The sequence below is a fragment of the Vitiosangium sp. GDMCC 1.1324 genome (assembly GCF_003044305.1).
Taxonomy (GTDB): Bacteria; Myxococcota; Myxococcia; order Myxococcales; family Myxococcaceae; genus Archangium.
Genome location: NZ_PZOX01000004.1, coordinates 140601 through 158477 on the forward strand (window position 1 = coordinate 140601; position 17877 = coordinate 158477).

The window sequence follows — 17877 nt, forward strand, 5'->3', positions numbered from 1 at the left end:
GGCTGGGGGCTTGCCGTCCATCTTGACGAGAACCTGCTCTTCACTCGGGACGTGCATGGGCCTCGTACATCCGTTAGGCACTCCCTCGCATGTCCTCCGCCCAGCCCGTTGTCGAGCTCCACGACGTCTCCAAGTCCTACGCCGAGGGCGATGCCGTTCGTGAAGTGCTCTCGAACGTGCAGCTCACCCTGCACGCGGGCGAGTTCGTCGTGCTGCTCGGCCGCAGCGGCTCGGGCAAGTCCACGCTCCTCAATCTCATCAGCGGCATCGACCTGCCCTCGCGGGGCACGGTGCGCGTGGATGGTCGCGAGCTCGTCGCCCTGAGCGAGCACCAGCGCACCCTGCTGCGCCGCGAGCGCATCGGCTTCATCTTCCAGGCCTTCAACCTGCTGCCCACCCTCACGGTGGAGGAGAACATCCGCCTGCCCCTGGAACTCACAGGGCGCACGGGACCCGAGTCGCGCGAACGGGTCCGCGGCCTGCTCGACACGGTGGGCCTGGGCAACCGGGCCTCGAGCTTCCCGGATCGCCTCTCCGGAGGCGAGCAGCAGCGGGTGGCGGTGGCCCGCGCGCTCGCCCACGCCCCGCGCCTGTTGCTGGCCGATGAGCCCACCGGCAACCTCGACGAGCAGACGGGACGCAAGGTGTTGGACCTGCTCGAGGGCCTCACACGCAAGGAGAAGGCCTGTGCGCTCATCGTCACCCACGACCCGGGCCTCGTCTCCCGGGCGGATCGCGTGCTGAAGCTGGAGGCGGGCCACCTCGTCGAGCAGGAGGTTCGCGCGTGAAACAGCGCCTCCTCGCCCGAGCGAGCCTGCGCCACCTGGGCAGCCACCCGTGGCTCACCGCTCTGTCCCTGCTGGGCATCGCGCTCGGCGTAGCGGTGGTGGTGTCCATCGATCTCGCCAACGCGAGCGCCATGCGCGCCTTCGAGCGCTCCACGGACACGGTGGCGGGCCGTGCCACCCATCAGCTCGTCGGTGGGCCCTCGGGGCTGCCCGAGTCGGTGTACCGGGACCTCCGTCTGCTGCCCGATGCGCCCACGTCCGCCCCGGTGGTGGAGGGCCACGTGCGCGCGAGAAGCGGGGACCAGCGCCCCCTCACGATTCTGGGCGTGGACCCGTTCGCCGAGGCGCCCTTCCGCTCCTTCATCCCGGGTGGCGGGGGCACGGTGGACCTGGGCACCTTCGTCACTGAGCCCGGCGCCGCCATCCTCACGCAACGCACGGCCCAGGCGTTGGGCGTAGGCACCGGGGACTTCCTGGAGGTGGGCGTCGAGGGTGTGACGAAGCGGCTGCACGTGGTGGCGTTGCTCCAACCCACGGACGAGAGCAGCGCCCGCGCGATGGAGGGACTGGTGCTCACCGACATCTCCACCGCGCAGGAGCTGCTGGGCCAGGTGGGGCGCCTGTCGCGCATCGACCTGAAGCTGCCGGGTGATGGAACCGACGAGGCCCGGCTGGAGCGCCTGCGCCCGCTGTTGCCCGAGGGCGTGGAGGTGTTGCGGCCCCGGGCTCGAGGCAACGCGGTGGAGCAGATGACGCGGGCGTTCCGCACCAACCTCACCGCGCTGTCGCTGCTGGCGCTCGTGGTGGGCACGTTCCTCATCTACAACACGATGACCTTCTCCGTGGTGCAGCGGCGCGAGCAGCTCGGGCGGCTGCGCGCGGTGGGCGTCACCCGGGGCGAGCTGTTCGCCCTGGTGCTCGGCGAGGCGGCGGTGCTGGGCGCGGTGGGCACGGTGGCGGGGCTGCTGCTGGGCGTGCTGATGGGCCGGGGGTTGGTGGTGCTCGTCACCCGGACGCTCAACGACCTGTACCTCGTGGTGAGTGTGCGAGGCCTCACGCTGGAACCCCTCACGCTGGTGAAGGGCGTGGTGCTCGGCCTGGGCGCGACGCTCGCCGCCGCGCTGCGGCCCGCCTGGGAGGCCGCGCACTCGGCCCCCGCCGTGACGCTGCGCCGCTCCATGCTGGAGGACGTGTCCCGAGGGAGGGCTCCACGGCTCGCGCTGTTGGGGCTGCTCGTCCTCGCGCTGGGCGTAGGGTTGCTGGCCCTGCCCACTCCCCAGCTGCTACCGGCCTATGGGGGACTCTTCGCGGTGATGCTGGGCGCGGCGCTGCTGGTGCCCTGGTTGACGGCACTGCTCGCGGGCGCGGCGGCGGGTCCGCTGGGACGTCCCTTCGGGCTGTTGGGGCGCATGGCCGCCAGGGGCGTGACGGCGAGCCTCAGCCGCACCGCCGTGGCCCTGGCCGCGCTAATGGTGGCGGTGGCCACCACGGTGGGCGTGGGGCTGATGGTGACGAGCTTCCGCGGCACGGTGGCCCAGTGGCTGGAGTCCTCGCTCCAGGCGGACATCTACGTCTCCCCGCCCTCGCTCGTCACCCGGCGCGGGGGAGCCACCTTCGCGCCGGGGCTCGCCGAGCAGGTGCGCGCCACCCCCGGCGTGGCCAGCAGCAGCACCATCCGCACGGTCCCGGTGCGCGTGGACGGAGTGCCCACGGACGTGCGCTCGGTGGACTTCGGCAACACCCCGGTGCGCCCCTACCACCTCAAGGAGGGAGACGCGAAGCACGTGTGGAAGGAGCTCGAGGCCCCGGACGCCGTCCTCGTCTCCGAGCCCTTCGCCTTCCACCACCGGCTGGGTGTGGGCGGCACCGTGGAGCTGGCGACGGACAAGGGCCCGCGCCGCTTCCGCGTGGTGGGCGTGTACTTCGACTATGGCTCGGACGCGGGCACGGTGCTGATGCTCCGGGACACGTACCTGCACCACTTCGATGACCCCCGGGTGAGTGGCGTGGCGCTCTACGCCGCGCCCGGGCAGGACGTGGACGCACTGGTGGCCCAGGTGCGCGAGCGCGCTGGGAACGTGCAGGCGCTCGACATCCGCTCCAACCGCGCGCTGCGCGAGACGTCCCTGGAGGTGTTCGACCGCACCTTCACCATCACCTACGTGCTGCGGCTACTCGCGGTGGGCGTGGCCTTCATCGGCGTGCTGAGCGCGCTCATGGCGTTGCAGCTCGAGCGCTCCCGCGAGCTGGCGGTGCTGCGCGCCACCGGACTCACGCCACGCCAGCTCTGGGGCCTCGTGTCCCTCCAGACCGGACTGCTGGGCCTGCTCGCGGGCCTCTTCGCACTGCCACTCGGCGTGGCGCTCGCGTACGTGCTCGTCCACGTCATCAACCAGCGCTCCTTTGGGTGGACGCTGCAACTCCTCGTGTCGGCGGACGTGCTGGCCCAGGCCCTGGTGCTGGCGCTGTCGGCGGCGGCGCTCGCGGGACTGTATCCCTCCTGGAAGATGTCGCGCGCCAACCCCGCGGCGGCGCTGAGGGAGGAGTGAGGCGATGCGCGGACGCGGACTCGTCATCGGCGTGGCGGTGGTGCTCGCGGGGCTCGCGGTGGGCGCGGCCTACGTCATGCGTGATGCCTCGCTGCCCTCGGCGCGCGCACCAACCCTGAAGGTGGCGGACACGCTCGGAGGCACGGACGCCGGCACACAGGGCTACACGCTCGCCCTCGAGCCCCGGGAGTTCCACTTCCCCGAGGACCATGGGCCGCACCCCGGCTTCCGCAACGAGTGGTGGTACTGGACGGGCAATCTCTCCACGGCGGAGGGGCGCGACTTCGGCTACCAGCTCACCCTCTTCCGCAGCGCACTGGCTCCCGGAGAAGAGGAGCGCGCGTCCGCGTGGGGCTCGCGGCGGGTGTACATGGGGCACCTGGCGCTCTCGGACATCGGCGGGGGACGCTTCCACGCCTCCGAGCGCTTCAGCCGCGACGCCCTGGGGCTCGCAGGTGCGCGGGCCGAGCCCTTCCGGGTATGGCTGGAGGACTGGAGCGCGGAGGCGGTGGGAGACGGAGCCCTGCCCATGCGGCTCACCGCGAGGGGTGAGGGCGTGTCGCTGTCACTGGTGCTGGAGGCGGGCAAGCCCCCGGTGCTCCAGGGAGACCGGGGCCTCAGCCGGAAGGGGCCCGAGCCGGGCACCGCGTCCTACTACTACTCGCTCACCCGGATGCCCACGCGCGGGCAGGTGACGGTGGACGGCCGTGCGTACGAGGTGACGGGCCAGAGCTGGATGGATCGCGAGTGGAGCACGCGCGCCCTCAGCGGGGAGCAGGTGGGCTGGGACTGGTTCGCGCTCCAGCTCTCGGACGGCAGCGAGCTCATGTACTACCAGCTCCGCCGGCGGGACGGCACGGTGGACCCGTTCACCGCGGGAACCCTCGTCCCCGACCGGGGAGAGCCGGTGCGCTTGTCCCGCGAGGACGTGCGGCTGGAGGTGCTGGACACCTGGAAGAGCCCGAGCAGCGGCGTGACGTACCCGGCCCGCTGGCGGCTCGCGGTGCCCTCGCGAGGCCTGACGCTGGAGCTCACCCCCGCGCTGGCCGACCAGGAGCTGCCCGTGAGCGTGCGCTACTGGGAGGGCTCGGTGCGGCTGTCGGGCACACACGAAGGTCGGCCAGTGGATGGCCGTGGCTACGTGGAGTTGACGGGCTACGCGGATGCGCCCAGACATGGACGCTGAGGCAGAACCACGCCGGGGTTCGGCCGGACGGAGCCAGCACCATGCAGCAACCTCGCGATTGGACTATCGGGACGCATCACGCCTGGTTGGAGCCGCCGGACGCGCTGTGGATGAAGGTCCGGGGGCCGACCTCCCTCGAGGACGCCATCCTCATCCTCGAGCTCTATCGCGAGCTCGGACGCCGAGGCCCTCTCTTCGTGGTGACGGACCTCACCGAAGCCACCGCCGTGGACCTGAAGGCTCGAGACCACGTCTCCTGGAACCTGCAGCTGGAGTGGTTCCGGAGCACCATCTACATCGGAGCGGGGCTGCTGCAGCGGGCCGTGGCCAGCAGCATGGGCTTCCTCCACTCGATTACCGGCAAGCCCGCCCTCATCCAGCACTTTGTCACCACGGAGGCCGAAGCCCGGGCGATCATCGCCCACGAGCGCTCCCTGTTGGACAAATGCCACTGAGTACCGTTGCAACCCCGCTACCCTTCCGCAACCGCCCGGATAGGATGCGCGCACCTGTCATGGGGGGACGCATGACCATCAGCCGTGAGTGGAAGCTGGGGACGCACCTGGCCCGGTTCGAGGAGCCGGATATCCTGTGGGTTCGCATCCAGGGGGAGACGACCCTCCAGAACGCCATCGACCTGACACAGCTCTATGGGGAGCTGGGAGTGCAGAAGCCCATCTTCGTGGTGACGGACCTCACGGGGGCCACCACCGTGGAGGCGGAGGCCCGCCAACACGTCTCCCAGCACTCCAATCCCGCGTGGTTCCTGGGCTCCGTCTACATTGGCGCGGGCTTCGTGCAGAAGGCGGTGGCCAAGAGCCTCACCTTCGTGCATGCCATGACGGGCCGGCTCACCTTCGACCTCCACTTCGTCTCCACGGAGCGAGAGGCACGCGAGCTCATCATCCGGGAGCGCGCCCAGCGCGCCGCGCGCGTCGCCTGAGCGCATCCAGAGCCAGAGAGCCACATCATGACCCAGCACCGTGAATGGAAGATTGGCACCCACGAGGCCCGCTTCGAGTCCCCGAACACCCTCAGCGTGAAGATCAAGGGGGACATCCGGGTCGACGAGGCCAGTCAGCTCATCGACATCTGCGCGGAGCTGGGCGCCCGGGAGCCCTTCTATCTCATCGCGGACATGTCGGAGATCGGCACCATTCCCTCGGAGGCCCGAGGCGTCGCCTCCAAGCAGATCCGTCCGGAGTGGTACCGGGGCGTCGTGTACGTCGGGGCGAGCTTCGTGGCGAAGGCCGCCGTCAAGAGCCTCTCGGTGGTGTTCTACCTGGCCGGCAAGTACACCGCCGACGTCGAGTTCGTCTCCACCCCGGAGGAGGCGCCCGCCGCCCTCGCGCGGCAGCGGGCCAAACACAGGATCCGGGTGGCCTGAGCCGCTAGAGCGCTGGCAGCTGTTCGGCCGGCGCGTCGTGCGCGTCGAGCGGGCGCGTGTTGTAGGCGAGCGACTCCGCCAGGCGCGCGGGCTTCTCGGTGCGTGGGGTGGTCATCAACCGGATGAAGGCCTCGTGGTCCAGCCGCAGGCGCGGGTTGGTGAGGCGCTCGTGGCCGATGGTGCTGAACGTGCGCCCCCCGTAGTCATGGGAGGGAAACACGAGCGTGTCTTCCGGCAGCGCCAGCAGCCGCTGGAGGCTGCGGTATTCGGACTCGGCATCGCCCGTGGGCAGGTCCGTGCGGCCCGTGGCACCGATGAGCAGCGTGTCCCCGGTGAGCACCCGGTCCCCCATCACCAGCGCCAGCCCGTCCGCCGAGTGCCCCGGGCTCGCCCAGATGGTGAGACGCAGGTCCCCCACCACCAGGACATCGCCCTCGCCCAGCACGCGCTGGACCGAGCCCGCAGGAGCCCCCGCGTGCACGGTGCCCGTCATACGGGCCAGCTCCCGGCCTCCGGACAGGTGGTCCGCATGCGTGTGCGTGTCCACCACCAGGACCGGCCGGAGCTGGTCCTTCGCCAGCCGCTGCATGTAGGCCGGTACGAGCTCCAGCACCGGATCCACGATGAGCGCCTCGCGTGTTCGTGGGCTGACGATGAGGTACGTGCGACAACTCGCCCCTCCGTTCAGCTCCTCGAAGATGAACCCCTTCATCCACTTCCTCCCTCTCCCCGGGACCGCCACGGCCGGGACACCGGGGAAGGTAGGGGCACTGCCCGCCGATGGCATGGCCGGGCGGCGGCCGCTCCATTCGAAGCTGTGCGGTCACAGCCCGGCCCGGTCCGGGCACGCCGCTGGATTGTTGACTACCCGTCAATGGAGCCGCACGGACTCCGCCGACTCCTCCTCCTTCAACGAGGGAGCACTCGGTGCACGGGCTATGGTCTATCCACCCCGGGAAGGGGCATATTCCTTGGAATCCTGGAGGAGCCTGAAATGAAGAAGAATCTGCTTGCCGCAAGCGTTTTTCTGTTCGGCCTGGGACTTGGGGGAGCGGCAGCCGCCTCCTCCGGCGGCACTCCGGGAGGCAGCCCTCCCAGCATCACGCCGGAGATGGCGGCGTGCATCTATGCCTGTGAGCAGGCCGGGGGAGATCACGACGTTTGTTGGGCCTGCTGCGTGAGAAACATCTGCCCGATTGATGCGGACTGAGCGACCGCTCACCGCCTGGGGCAAACGCTGCCGGCATGAGCGCTCCATCTCGGCTGGGAGCGCTTCAAGCAGACCAGGCAGGCGTTCGACCCAGACAGGTCCTCACTCTGGGTGAGGGCAAGTCCTGGAGGGGCGGCGCCTCACGTGCCGCCCGGAACCTCTTGTATCGTTGAGCACGGAGGGGGCCTTTCTTCCAAGCAACCAGGACATGACCGACCAGACACCGCAGGTGGATCTCAACCCCGCGTCTCCCGAGAAGTTCCCGCTCCCGCCGGGCAGGTCGGGCCTCCCGCTGCTCGGGGAGACAGTGGAGTATCTCCGCTCCAGCCGTGACTTCACCGAGCGCCGGTTCCGCCAGTACGGCGGCGTCTTCCGCTCCCACGTGCTGGGCTCCCCCACGGTGTTCCTGGTGGGCCCGGAAGCCATGCAGTGGATCTTCGCGGGCGAGGGCAAGTACCTGAAGAACCGCTGGAGTAACGGCGTCCGCCAGTTGCTCGGGGCGAACTGCCTCTCGCTGATCGAAGGTGACGAGCACCTGGAGAGGCGCCGCCTGCTCGCGCCCCACTTCAGCTACGCGACGATGCGCGGGTTCGTGCCCGTCATCGAGTCACTCGCCACGCGCCACTTCGAGCGCTGGGCGGCGCAGCCCGGCGACTTCACCCTGTGGCCCTCCATGCGGGAGCTGGCCTTCGAGATCGCCCTCACCCTCATCTTCGGCCAGGACGCCGTGGACGTGCCGTTCCTCACGCGCCACTTCCAGACGTGGACGGCGGGGCTCTTCGTCCCCTTCCCGGTGAACCTGCCCTGGACGATGTTCGGACGGGCGATGGCCTCCAAGAAGGCCATGATTGACTACCTGGACAAGGTGGTCGCCGAGCGGCAGAAGCGGACCGAGCAACCGCCGGACCTGCTGGGCTCGCTCCTCCAGCACCGGGAGGACGGGGAGCAGCCCCTGTCGCGAGAGACGATCGTCGAGGAGCTGCAGCTGCTCCTCTTCGCCGGGCACGACACCACCGTCACCGCCACCTCCAACCTCATGCTGCTGCTGGCCCAGCACCCGGACGTGCTCCAGCGGGGCCGCGAGGCGGTCGCCAGCCTCGAAGGCCCCCTCACGCTGGATGGGCTGCGGGCGATGCCCTACCTCGCCCAGCTCATCCAAGAAGGGATGCGCCTCATTCCCCCCATCGGCGGGGCCTTTCGCGTCACCACGCGCGATGTCATCTACAACGGCTACCGCATCCCCAAGGGGTGGACGGTGCCCGTCGGCATCCGGTACGCGCATGGGGGTGCGAACTGGCCGGACTCGGAGCGGTTCGATCCCGACCGCTTCAGCGCCGAGCGCAACGAGCACAAGAAGTCAGGCACGTTCATCCCCTTCGGCGGCGGGCCGCGCATCTGCCTCGGCCAGCACTTCGCGATGGTGGAGATGAGCGTGATGCTGGCGCTGCTGCTGAAGCACTACACGTGGGAGCTCGTGCCGGGGCAGGATCTCGAATACACCCAGATTCCCTTCCCCAAGCCCAAGAGCGGCATCCAGCTCCGAGTCCGCCGCCTGGGTTGAGCGGGGAGCGGGGCCCCGCCAGGCCGCTTGGACTCGGTGTCCTGTCTGGTAGCGTGGGGAGTCCGGGGGGGGAGGCGGAGGGGAGGCGCATGGCCGGGGTTCTCCGGCCCTGTTAACTCTGTGAACCTGTGCACCAGGAGAGTCAGCGCCCCGGCTGAGCCATGATGCTCGACATCCCAGGTTACAAGCTCCTCGGTACGCTCCGCACGACGGGCGCGAACGTGCTCATCCAGGCGATGCGGGAGTCCGATGGCCTGCCGGTCATCCTCAAGACGCCCGCAGTCCGCTCCCCAGGCCCACTCGAGCGCGAGCGCTACCGCCGGGAGTTCAGCATCCTGCAACGGCTGCGGAATGTGCGCGGCGTGGTCCGGGCCTACTCCCATGAGGACGTTCTCGGCCGCCCTGTCATCACGCTGGAGCGGTTGCAGGGCAAGCCACTGTCCGAGCTCGTGGGCCCGCCCATGGAGGTGCCACGATTCCTCGAGCTGGCCATCTCCCTGGCCTCGACCCTGGCGGAGCTCCACCGCCACGGCGTCATCCACAAGGACATCAAACCCTCCAACATCGTCACCGAACCGGAGGGAGGAGGAGCCCGCCTGCTGGACTTCGGGGTGGCCTCGCTCCAGCGCGTGGAGCACCTGGACGCCGCACCGGCCCACCTCATCGAGGGAACGCTGGCGTACATGTCGCCCGAACAGACCGGGCGGATGAACCGCCTGGTGGACTACCGCACCGACTTCTATTCGCTGGGCGTGACGTTCTACGAGCTGCTCACGGGGAGCCGCCCGTTCCAGGGGAGTGACGCGCTCGAGTGGTTCCACGCCCACATGGCGTGGCGCCCGAAGCCTCCCCACGAGCTCATCCCCTCCATCCCTCCGGCCGTCTCGGCGCTGGTGATGAAGCTGTTGGCCAAGACGGCCGAGGAGCGCTACCAGAGCGCCGAGGGCCTCCGGGCCGACCTGGAGAAGTGCCGCGAGGGCGCTCTCGAGGTGTTCCCCCTGGGGGCTCGGGACGTCCCCCAGCAGTTCCAGCTTCCGCAGCGGCTCTATGGGCGCGAGGCCCAGGTCTCCACGCTGCTGCGGGGGTTCGAGCGCGTCCTCCAGGGAGGACAAGCGGAGCTCATGCTGGTCCACGGCTACTCCGGCATCGGCAAGTCGTCGCTGGTGATGGAGCTGCACAAGCCGGTGGTGCAGCAGCGCGGGTTCCTGCTGAGTGGGAAGTTCGATCAATTCCACCTCGGCGTTCCCTACGCGACGCTGGCCCAGGCCTTCCGGGGGCTGGTGCAGCAACTGCTGGCGGGGACCGACGCGGAGCTGGCCCGGTGGCGCGAGCACCTCCAGGCGGCCTGGGGAGAGCAGGGCCAGGTCCTGGTGGAGCTCGTTCCCCAGCTGGAGCTCGTCGCGGGCAAACAGCCTCCACTCCAGGAGCTGCCGCCCACCGAGGCGCAGAACCGCTTCAGGCAGGTCCTTCTCAAGTTCCTCGGCGTCTTCGCCACACCGGAGCATCCGCTCGTGATGTTCCTGGATGACCTGCAGTGGGCCGACCAGGCGAGCCTCCAGCTCCTCCAGCACCTGCTCACCCACCCGGAGACGCCGCCGCTGCTGCTGCTCGGGGCCTACCGGGACAACGAGGTCAGCCCCTCCCATCCGCTGATGCTGACCCTGGAAGGGGTGCGCAAGTCGGGCGTGCGGGTGACCGACCTCCACCTCGAGCCGCTGAGCGAAGAGCAGGTCCAGCAGCTCGTCGCGGATGCGCTGCCAGGGGCGGAACGGGAGGTCGTCGTTCCGCTGTCGGCGCTGGTCCACCAGAAGACGGGCGGCAACCCGTTCTTCCTCGGCCAGCTGTTGCTGACGCTCGACCACGATGGCCTGCTGACCCGCACGCCCGAGGGGGGGTGGCAATGGAACGCCGAAGGTGTCCGAGCCATGGGCTACTCGGACAACGTCGTCCACTTCATGTTGGACAAGCTGCGCCAGCTGCCCGCGCAGGCGCAACGCCTGCTGAGCCTGGCCTCGTGCCTGGGCAATGTCTTCTCCCTTCCGATGCTGCACACCCTCTCGGCGCTGGGAGACGTGGGTGAGGTGGAGCAGGGACTCGGGCCCGCGCTTCAGGAGGGGTTGGTGATGCACGGAGGCCCGGAGCAGTACCGGTTCCTCCATGATCGCATCCACCAGGCGGCCCAGGCGCTCCTCACCGAGGAGCAGCGCAAAGCCATCCACCTGAGCATCGGCCGGTCGCTGCTGGCGAGCCTCGCCCCCGAGGCGCTGCGTGAGAAGCTCTTCGACGTGGTGAGCCAGCTCAACGCCGCGGTGGAGCTGATGCACGAGCCCGCGGAGCGCCACCACCTCGCGAGGCTGAACGCGGAAGCGGGCATGAAGGCCAGGGCCTCGGTGGCGCACCGCCCCGCCGTCACCTACTTCACGACGGCCTTCTCGCTCATTCCCGGAGACCCGTGGGAGACGGATGCCGCGCTGGCCTTCAAGGTGCGGCTCGAGTGGGCGACGTGCGAGTTCATGAGCGGCAATTCCGCCGAGGCGCGCCGCCTGGTGGAGGACCTCCTTCCCCGGGCACGTGCCCACACGGACATGGGGGCCGTCTACCGCCTGAAGACCGCCATCCTCCTGGGGATGGGCCAGGTCCCGGAGGCCAAGGCCTGCGCGCTGGAATGTCTGGCATTGCTGGGCATGTCCATTCCCTTGCAACCCTCCGAGGAGGAGGCGGTGGCCGCCTATGAGGAGGTGCGGACGCGGCTCGGAGAGCGGCCCATCGAGAGCCTCGTCGACCTTCCACTCATGGCGGATCCGGACATCAAGGTGGCGATGGGCGTCCTCGATTCGCTCTTCGCACCGGCGTACTTCACGGATCACCGCCTGCTCATCATCGTCCTGTGCCGGATGGTCTCCCTCTCGCTTCGTTACGGCTTCACGGATACCTCCCTGTCTGGATTCTGCTGGCTGGGGGTGATGGCCGGCTCCGCCTTCAAGCGGTACCGGGAAGGCCTTGCGTGGGGCCAGCTCGCTCGCGAGCTCCTCGAGCGGCACAACGTGTCCTCTCAACGGGGGAAGGTGCTCTACAGCCTGCAGTTCATCAGCTTCTGGAGCCAGCCCCTCTCCGCGGCGCAGGAGATCGCCCTCCGCGGCTTCCACCATGCGATGCAGATGGGGGACATCCCGGCGGCCTGCTACTGCGGCGTGTCCATCACCGCGAACCGCCTCGTCATGGGTCACCACCTGGATGACGTCTACCAGGAGTCGGTCGTGCGAGGCGACTTCGCGCGCAGGGCCGGGTCCGTGGATGCGCGGGACATCCTCCTCGTCCATCAGCGCTACGTGCAGCAGCTGCGCGGGCACTCGCTCTCGTTCGACACGTTGAGCGGGGAGGGCTTCGACGAGAAGGCATTCGAGGCTTCGCTGACGTCCACGCGCATGGGCGTCCTGCGCTGCGTCTATTGGATTACCCGGCTCAAGTCCCGCTTCATGTGCGGCGCCTACAAGGAGGCGGTCGACGCCGCGGACAGGTTGGCGGGAATTCTCTGGGTCATGAGGGGGAGCATCAACCTCCTGGACTACCACACCTACCGTGCCCTGGCGCTGGCCGCGAACTGCGAGGGCCAGGAGGCGGAGGCCCGGGAGAAATCCCTCGAGGCCATCCGGGAGCACCACCTGCAGCTGGCGCAATGGGCGGAGAGCGTCCCCGAGACCTTCCGCGCCCTCGAGCGGATGGTGTTCGCGGAGCTGGCCCGACTCGAGGGACGGCTGGATGAGGCGATCCGCGGGTATGAAGCGGCCATCCGTTCAGCCCAGGAGAACGGCTTCACCCAGAACGTCGGCATCGCGGCGGAGCTCGCGGCGAACTTCTGGCGAGCGCGGCAGGCGCCAACGGTCGCCCAGGCCTTCGCGAGCGAGGCCCATGCGGCGTACCGGCAGTGGGGAGCCCTGGGCAAGGCGCGGGTCCTGGAAGCGCGCTGGCCTGGCCTGTCGGCTCCGCCACCTGCCTCGGCTGACGAGACCACCAGTACGGAGTCGATGCGAATCGACGCGCTCACGGTGGTGAAGGCCCAGCAGGCCATCTCCGGAGAGATCGTCCTGGAGCGGCTGGTGACCACCCTGTTGCAGGTGGCCATCGCGAATGCCGGAGCCCAGCGTGGCGCCCTGCTGCTGCCGAGCGGGGACACGCTCTCGGTCGCCGCCATCTCGGGTGCCTCGCCGGACAGCGCCGTCATCCCTTCGGGGGAGGACGCGCTGCCCGAGCTGCCGTGGGCACTCATCTCCTACGTCAAGCGCACGCACGAGCACGTGCTCATCGGCGATGCCTCCCAGCCCCATAAATTCCCGTCCGACCCGTACCTGCGGCGCGGCAGAGCCCGCTCGGTGTTGTGCCTGCCGCTGATGCGGCAAGAGGTGTTCTCCGGAGCGCTGTACCTGGAGAACGAGCTGGCCACGAACGCCTTCAGCGAGGAGCGCATCTCCCTGCTGAGCCACCTCGCCTCACAGGCGGCGATCTCCATCGAGAACGCGCGGCTGTACGCGGATATCAAGGAGGGGAAGGCGGCCCTGCGCCAGGCCAACGAGGAGCTGGAGCAACGGGTGGAGGAGCGCACACGCGAGCTGAAGGAAGCCCAGGCGCGGCTGGTGGACACGGCCCGCGAGGTGGGAATGACCGAGGTGGCCTCCAACGTGCTGCACAACGTGGGCAACGTCCTCACCAGCGCCGTCATCAACGTGGAGATGATGCGGAGGCACGTAGGCGCTTCGCGCGTGGGCCGGGTGAAACAGGCCGCGGCCCTGCTCCTGGAGCACCGCGAGGACCTGGCGGACTTCCTCACCCAGGATTCGCGAGGCAACCAGCTCCCGGACTACCTCGCCGAGCTCTCCGACGAGCTGATCCGCGAGCAGGAGCGGTTGATGGGAGATGTGGAGGCGATGAGCCGGCACATCGAGCACATCCGCGCCATCGTCCAGGTGCAGCAGAACTACGCCAAGACGTCGCTGCTGGCGGTGGAGTGCGACCTCGGACAGCTCGTGGATGATGCCCTGCGCATCCAACTGGCGTCGCTCAAGCGCCACGGCATCTCCGTCACCCGCGAGCTGTCCGAGCTGCCCAAGGTGCAGGTGGACAAGCACAAGGTGTTGCAGATCCTCATCAACCTGATCAGCAACGCGAAGCACGCGTTGGACGTGCTCCCCGAGAGCCAGCGGGCGTTGTGCGTGCGGCTCACCTCCGAGGGAAAGAGGGCGCGCATCCAGGTGGTGGACAACGGGATGGGAATCGCGCCGGAGAATCGCGAGCGGCTCTTCTCGCACGGCTTCACCACGCGCAAGGACGGCCACGGCTTCGGCCTGCACGCGAGCGTGTTGGCGGCGCAGCAGATGGGAGGGAATCTCACGCTGGAGAGTGAGGGACCCGGAAAGGGCGCCACGGCCACGCTGGAGCTCCCCCTCCCCTAGGAGCTCCCCTCCGCCGCGCTCCACCGGACGAGGGACAGCAGAAACAACTCAGGTGGACGGTAGACTGCGGTCTCCCCACTCACACGGGAGTCGGTCTCATATGGTCGAGCACGCATCGCCTCGCGCTCTCTGGCTGTCCCAAGGATGGCGGATGGCGGGAGCCCTGTCCCTGCTTCTGGCCTTCTCGGTGGCGGGCTGCAAACAGGGGCCCGCGCCATCGACACCGGAAATGGCGCCGGTGGTGGACGTGGAGCGTTCCACGTTCACCGTGAGCCGCACCGAGGTGATGACGGACCCCTCGGATTTCTCGGTGGGCGTGGTGCGCATCGTGGATTCGAATGGCGAGACGGTCATGGGAGCCGAGGTGACCATCGTCGGCCGTTTCGGCTCGGACGAGCAGTCCTTCGACGTCAGACCCACGGACGAATCGGGCCAGACGGCTTTCTCCATGGTGGCCCAGGAGCTCCTGACGGTGACGCTCGAGGCGCATGTGCGTTGGCGGGACGCGTCGGTGGTGCTCGACCAGAAGCCCGTGCTGCGGTTCGTGGCGGGGCCGCCCCGGACGCTCGCATTCAAGAGTCATCCATTCTCGACGGTCGCGGGGGCCACGCTGGAGGGCCTGGTGTCGGTGAGCGCGGTGGATGCATTCAACCACCCGGTGACGCGACCCTTCCGCGTCACCCTCGCACTGGCCCCCGGCTCCGAGGCCAACCGGTTGGAGGGGCAGCTCACCGTCCCGCTGGCGAAGGGAGAGGCGGTCTTCCCGTACCTGCGCATCCTGGGCGCGGGGTCCGCGACCCTTGTCGCGAGCGCGATGGGCGCGCCAGCCGTCACCGGCAACGCGTTCACGGTCTACTCCAGTCTGGAGAGCGCGCTGCGCTTCGACACGCCCGTCCCCGCCTCCGTGCCGGCGGGAGCGCCGCTCACGTCTGGAATCACCCTGGCCCTCACCGATGACTATGGAAACCCTCGCAACCCCTCTCCCTCCTCCTGCTGGAGGGTGGAGCTCTCCGTGGAACGCAAGGGGAAGCGCTCCCCGCTCGCGGCGTTTTCGTCCACGAGGTTCGACAAGGGCTTCATGACCCTCCCCCCGGTGCGAGTGTTCCGCCCCGAAGAGGATGTCCGGCTGGTGGCCCACTGCCAGGGATTGCAGGACGCGGTCAGCACACCGTTCACGGTGCTCGCGGGTCCTCCCGACGCGGCGGCGTCCTCCCTACGCGCCACGCCGGAGCGGCTCGTGGCCAGCGAGAAGGCCCAGGCGCTCCTGCGGGTGCAACTGCTCGACGCGGGCGGCAACCCGGTGGTGGATGCGCCCGTGCAACTGTCCGTCTCCGATGCTGGCGCCGTGCTCGTTCCAGCGAGCGGAGCGGGACGGACGGATGGCCGCGGGGTCTTCTCCGCCACCCTCACCTCCACGCAGCCCCGGGAGGTGCGCGTCTCCGCGACGGCGGGCGGGCTCGCCATGGACACGAAGGTCTCGTTCGTTCCCGCGTGCTCCGCCACCATCGCCCTTCCCATGCTCCCCGTGGTCGGGGCGGACATCCTCGGCGATCCGCGGTTCACCAACAGCCCGCTGCTCCCCGTGGACCTGGATCGGGACGGCCACCCGGATGTGGTCTCCACGGATGGCCGCATCTACGACAACGCGGGCGATGGGACGCTGGTGCTGCGCGAAACGGATTCGGAGCGCGTGTCGGGGTTGCTGGCGGTGGGGGACCTCGATGGTGACGGTGCGCCAGACCTGCTCTCCGCGGGAGACATCGTGGCCGTGCGCTTCAACCGGGGAGACGGCAGCCTCTTCCCGCCGCAGCCCCTCGTCTGGGGCGCGGAGGCGGTGGGCGAGAGTGTCAAACGGGCGTGGGTCGTGGACGTCAACGGCGATGGCCTGTTGGATGTGGCGTACACGGTCAGGGGGATGTACAGGTTGACACTGCATGTCCTGCTCAACCAGGGCGGCGGGGTGTTCGCGCCCGATGTGCGCAGCCCTCTCATGGCCGATGCCGACGACGATGCGGTGGTGCTCGTGCCCGGAGGACCGGGGGAGGGCGCGGACGCGGCGTTGGTCGTGCACCCCCAGTCGATGATTCATGTCTTCCAGGCCGGGGTGGATGGCCGCTTCGTGAATGCCGGGACGATGGCCCTGCGGGACATGCCTCGTGGGCTGCTCCAGGCGGATGTGGACGGCGATGGGCGCGACGACGTGCTCGTCCGGTACTACGGCGGGGTCAGGAAGCTCACCCTCCTGGGCCATCCAGGGCAGGGCCGATTCGCGGACCCGGTGGATGTCTCCACCGACGCGGACGTGGGGACGGTGGCGGTGGCGGATGTCGATGGGGATGGTGGGAGGGACATCGCCCTCATCTCGACCGATCCTCCCTACCGGCTGGTGCTGGTGCGGCGGGATGTGGCCGGAGGGTTCCGCCCCGGCGAGCAGCTCAGGCTGTCGGTCGACCCCGCGAGCGTGTCGGCGGAAGACCTCACCGGAGATGGGCGCCCGGAGTTGCTCGTGTCCTCGAAGGCGGGCGTGCTCCCGTTGCTCAACCAGGGTGACGGCACCTTCTCCTCCTCGCGTCCCACAGGCATCTCTGGGGCGGTCTTCCTGGTGCGAGGGGACTTCAACGGTGACAAGGTCGTGGATGTCGGCGGGATGGGTGGCGGGAGCGGCTCGCTGCTCATCAGCCAACCGGACGGCACGCGCGCCGTGCGGTCCGTGCCCATGCCCGGGTTGAATGCGGTGGCGGGGGTCGGGGCGGACATGGACAGGGATGGCCTGTCCGACCTCGTCATCGTGGGGACCTCCGCTCCCAAGGTGTACGTGATGCGCAATGAGAGCGGCGGGACCTTCACGCAGCGCGAGTTCGCCCTCTCGGCCATCCCGGGAGCGGTGGCCGTCGGAGACCTCGACGGGGACGATGCATCGGACGTGGCCGTGCTCCTCCCGTCCTTGAGCCAGGTGCACCTTCTCCACAACGACGGGACGGGCACCCTGACTCCGTGGCGCGTGGTGCCCGTGGGCCCGGCGTCTCGAGCCCTGGCACTCGCCGAGCTCGACGGGGACGGTCACCTCGACCTGGTGGTGGCCCACTCCGTCGATGGCTCCGTGTGGCGCTTCCTCAATGACGGCAGCGGGCGGCTGACGCTCCAGACGAAGGCCACGGTGGGCAAGACGCCCATGGCACTCGCCGCGGGGGATGTCGATGGGGATGGCCTGGCGGAGGTGGTGGTCGCCAACCAGGAAGGCACGGTGGGCGTCCTGCCTGGCTCGGGGGGCCCCTTGCGAACGTACCCGGTGGGGAGGTCACCGACCGACGTGGTGCTCGGCGACTTCAATGGTGACGGTCATCCGGACATCGCGGTGGCCGAGGACAACTGGCGGGTGGGACTCCTTCCGGGCCAGGAGGGCGGCGGTTTCTCGCGACACCAGGGACAGGCCGCATTGTTGTTCGTGCATGCCCTCCAGGCTCAGGACTGGGATGGCGACGGGCGGATGGAGCTGCTCGCGGCCGGGGGGAGCGTGGAGCTGCTGACCTCCACGTGCGTGCGTTAGTGACCACCCGCTCCCAAGGGTAGCGCGGGACCCGGGAGTGTCCGCCCCCACCCCGCCCGCGCCCCGCGAATCGAGTGGATTGGCCCCACGGTGCCCACCCGGCCCTACCCACGAAAGGCGCCCGACCACGGAGCTTTCCAGCGCCGCTGTGTCGGCCAATCGCTTGCATGACCCTGGCCTGTCAACTGCATATCAATCCCAG

11 protein-coding genes are annotated in these 17877 nt (G+C 69.3%); 10 read left to right on the forward strand and 1 reads right to left on the reverse strand.

The window, feature by feature from the left end; genetic code table 11:
* The first annotated feature begins 89 nt into the window (after positions 1-89).
* The 6 genes from DAT35_RS13270 (at position 90) to DAT35_RS13295 (ending at position 5910) form a co-directional block, all read left to right on the forward strand.
* A complete protein-coding gene (locus tag DAT35_RS13270; RefSeq protein WP_108067365.1) occupies positions 90-788 on the forward strand; it encodes an ABC transporter ATP-binding protein in 699 nt (232 codons plus the stop codon).
* Complete coding sequence (locus DAT35_RS13275) at positions 785-3337, forward strand: ABC transporter permease (RefSeq protein WP_108067366.1); 2553 nt, start codon at positions 785-787, stop codon at positions 3335-3337. The genes DAT35_RS13270 and DAT35_RS13275 overlap by 4 nt, the downstream gene beginning before the upstream one ends.
* Positions 3338-3341: 4 nt before the next feature.
* The gene (locus DAT35_RS13280) at positions 3342-4523 is read left to right on the forward strand and encodes a lipocalin-like domain-containing protein (RefSeq protein ID WP_108067367.1); all 1182 of its coding nucleotides are present in this window, start codon (positions 3342-3344) and stop codon (positions 4521-4523) included.
* Positions 4524-4564: 41 nt separating this feature from the next.
* On the forward strand, positions 4565-4978 hold the full coding sequence (locus tag DAT35_RS13285) for a hypothetical protein (RefSeq protein ID WP_146209690.1): 414 nt from the start codon (positions 4565-4567) through the stop codon (positions 4976-4978).
* Between the two features lie 71 nt (positions 4979-5049).
* On the forward strand, positions 5050-5466 hold the full coding sequence (locus tag DAT35_RS13290; protein ID WP_108067369.1) for a hypothetical protein: 417 nt from the start codon (positions 5050-5052) through the stop codon (positions 5464-5466).
* A 27-nt stretch (positions 5467-5493) separates the two neighbouring features.
* The gene (locus DAT35_RS13295; protein WP_108067370.1) at positions 5494-5910 is read left to right on the forward strand and encodes a hypothetical protein; all 417 of its coding nucleotides are present in this window, start codon (positions 5494-5496) and stop codon (positions 5908-5910) included.
* Positions 5911-5914: 4 nt separating this feature from the next.
* On the opposite strand, the gene DAT35_RS13300 is transcribed toward DAT35_RS13295, so the two are convergent.
* Entirely contained in the window at positions 5915-6622 is a 708-nt protein-coding gene (locus DAT35_RS13300) for an MBL fold metallo-hydrolase (RefSeq protein WP_158501684.1), read from the reverse strand.
* A gap of 282 nt (positions 6623-6904) precedes the next feature.
* Between DAT35_RS13300 and DAT35_RS58110 the strand changes: the two genes are divergently transcribed.
* From DAT35_RS58110 to DAT35_RS13315, 4 genes are all read left to right on the forward strand, one after another.
* Positions 6905-7120: a hypothetical protein gene (locus tag DAT35_RS58110; protein WP_146209691.1), complete on the forward strand. Its 216-nt coding sequence runs from the start codon at positions 6905-6907 to the stop codon at positions 7118-7120.
* A gap of 208 nt (positions 7121-7328) precedes the next feature.
* Positions 7329-8681 carry a cytochrome P450 gene (locus DAT35_RS13305; protein WP_108067372.1) on the forward strand — a complete coding sequence of 451 codons (1353 nt, stop codon included), beginning with the start codon at positions 7329-7331 and terminating at the stop codon, positions 8679-8681.
* Between the two features lie 164 nt (positions 8682-8845).
* Entirely contained in the window at positions 8846-14128 is a 5283-nt protein-coding gene (locus DAT35_RS13310; RefSeq protein WP_108067866.1) for an ATP-binding sensor histidine kinase, read from the forward strand.
* 151 nt (positions 14129-14279) lie between these two features.
* Entirely contained in the window at positions 14280-17675 is a 3396-nt protein-coding gene (locus DAT35_RS13315) for an FG-GAP-like repeat-containing protein (RefSeq protein ID WP_158501685.1), read from the forward strand.
* The last annotated feature ends 202 nt before the right edge of the window (positions 17676-17877 follow it).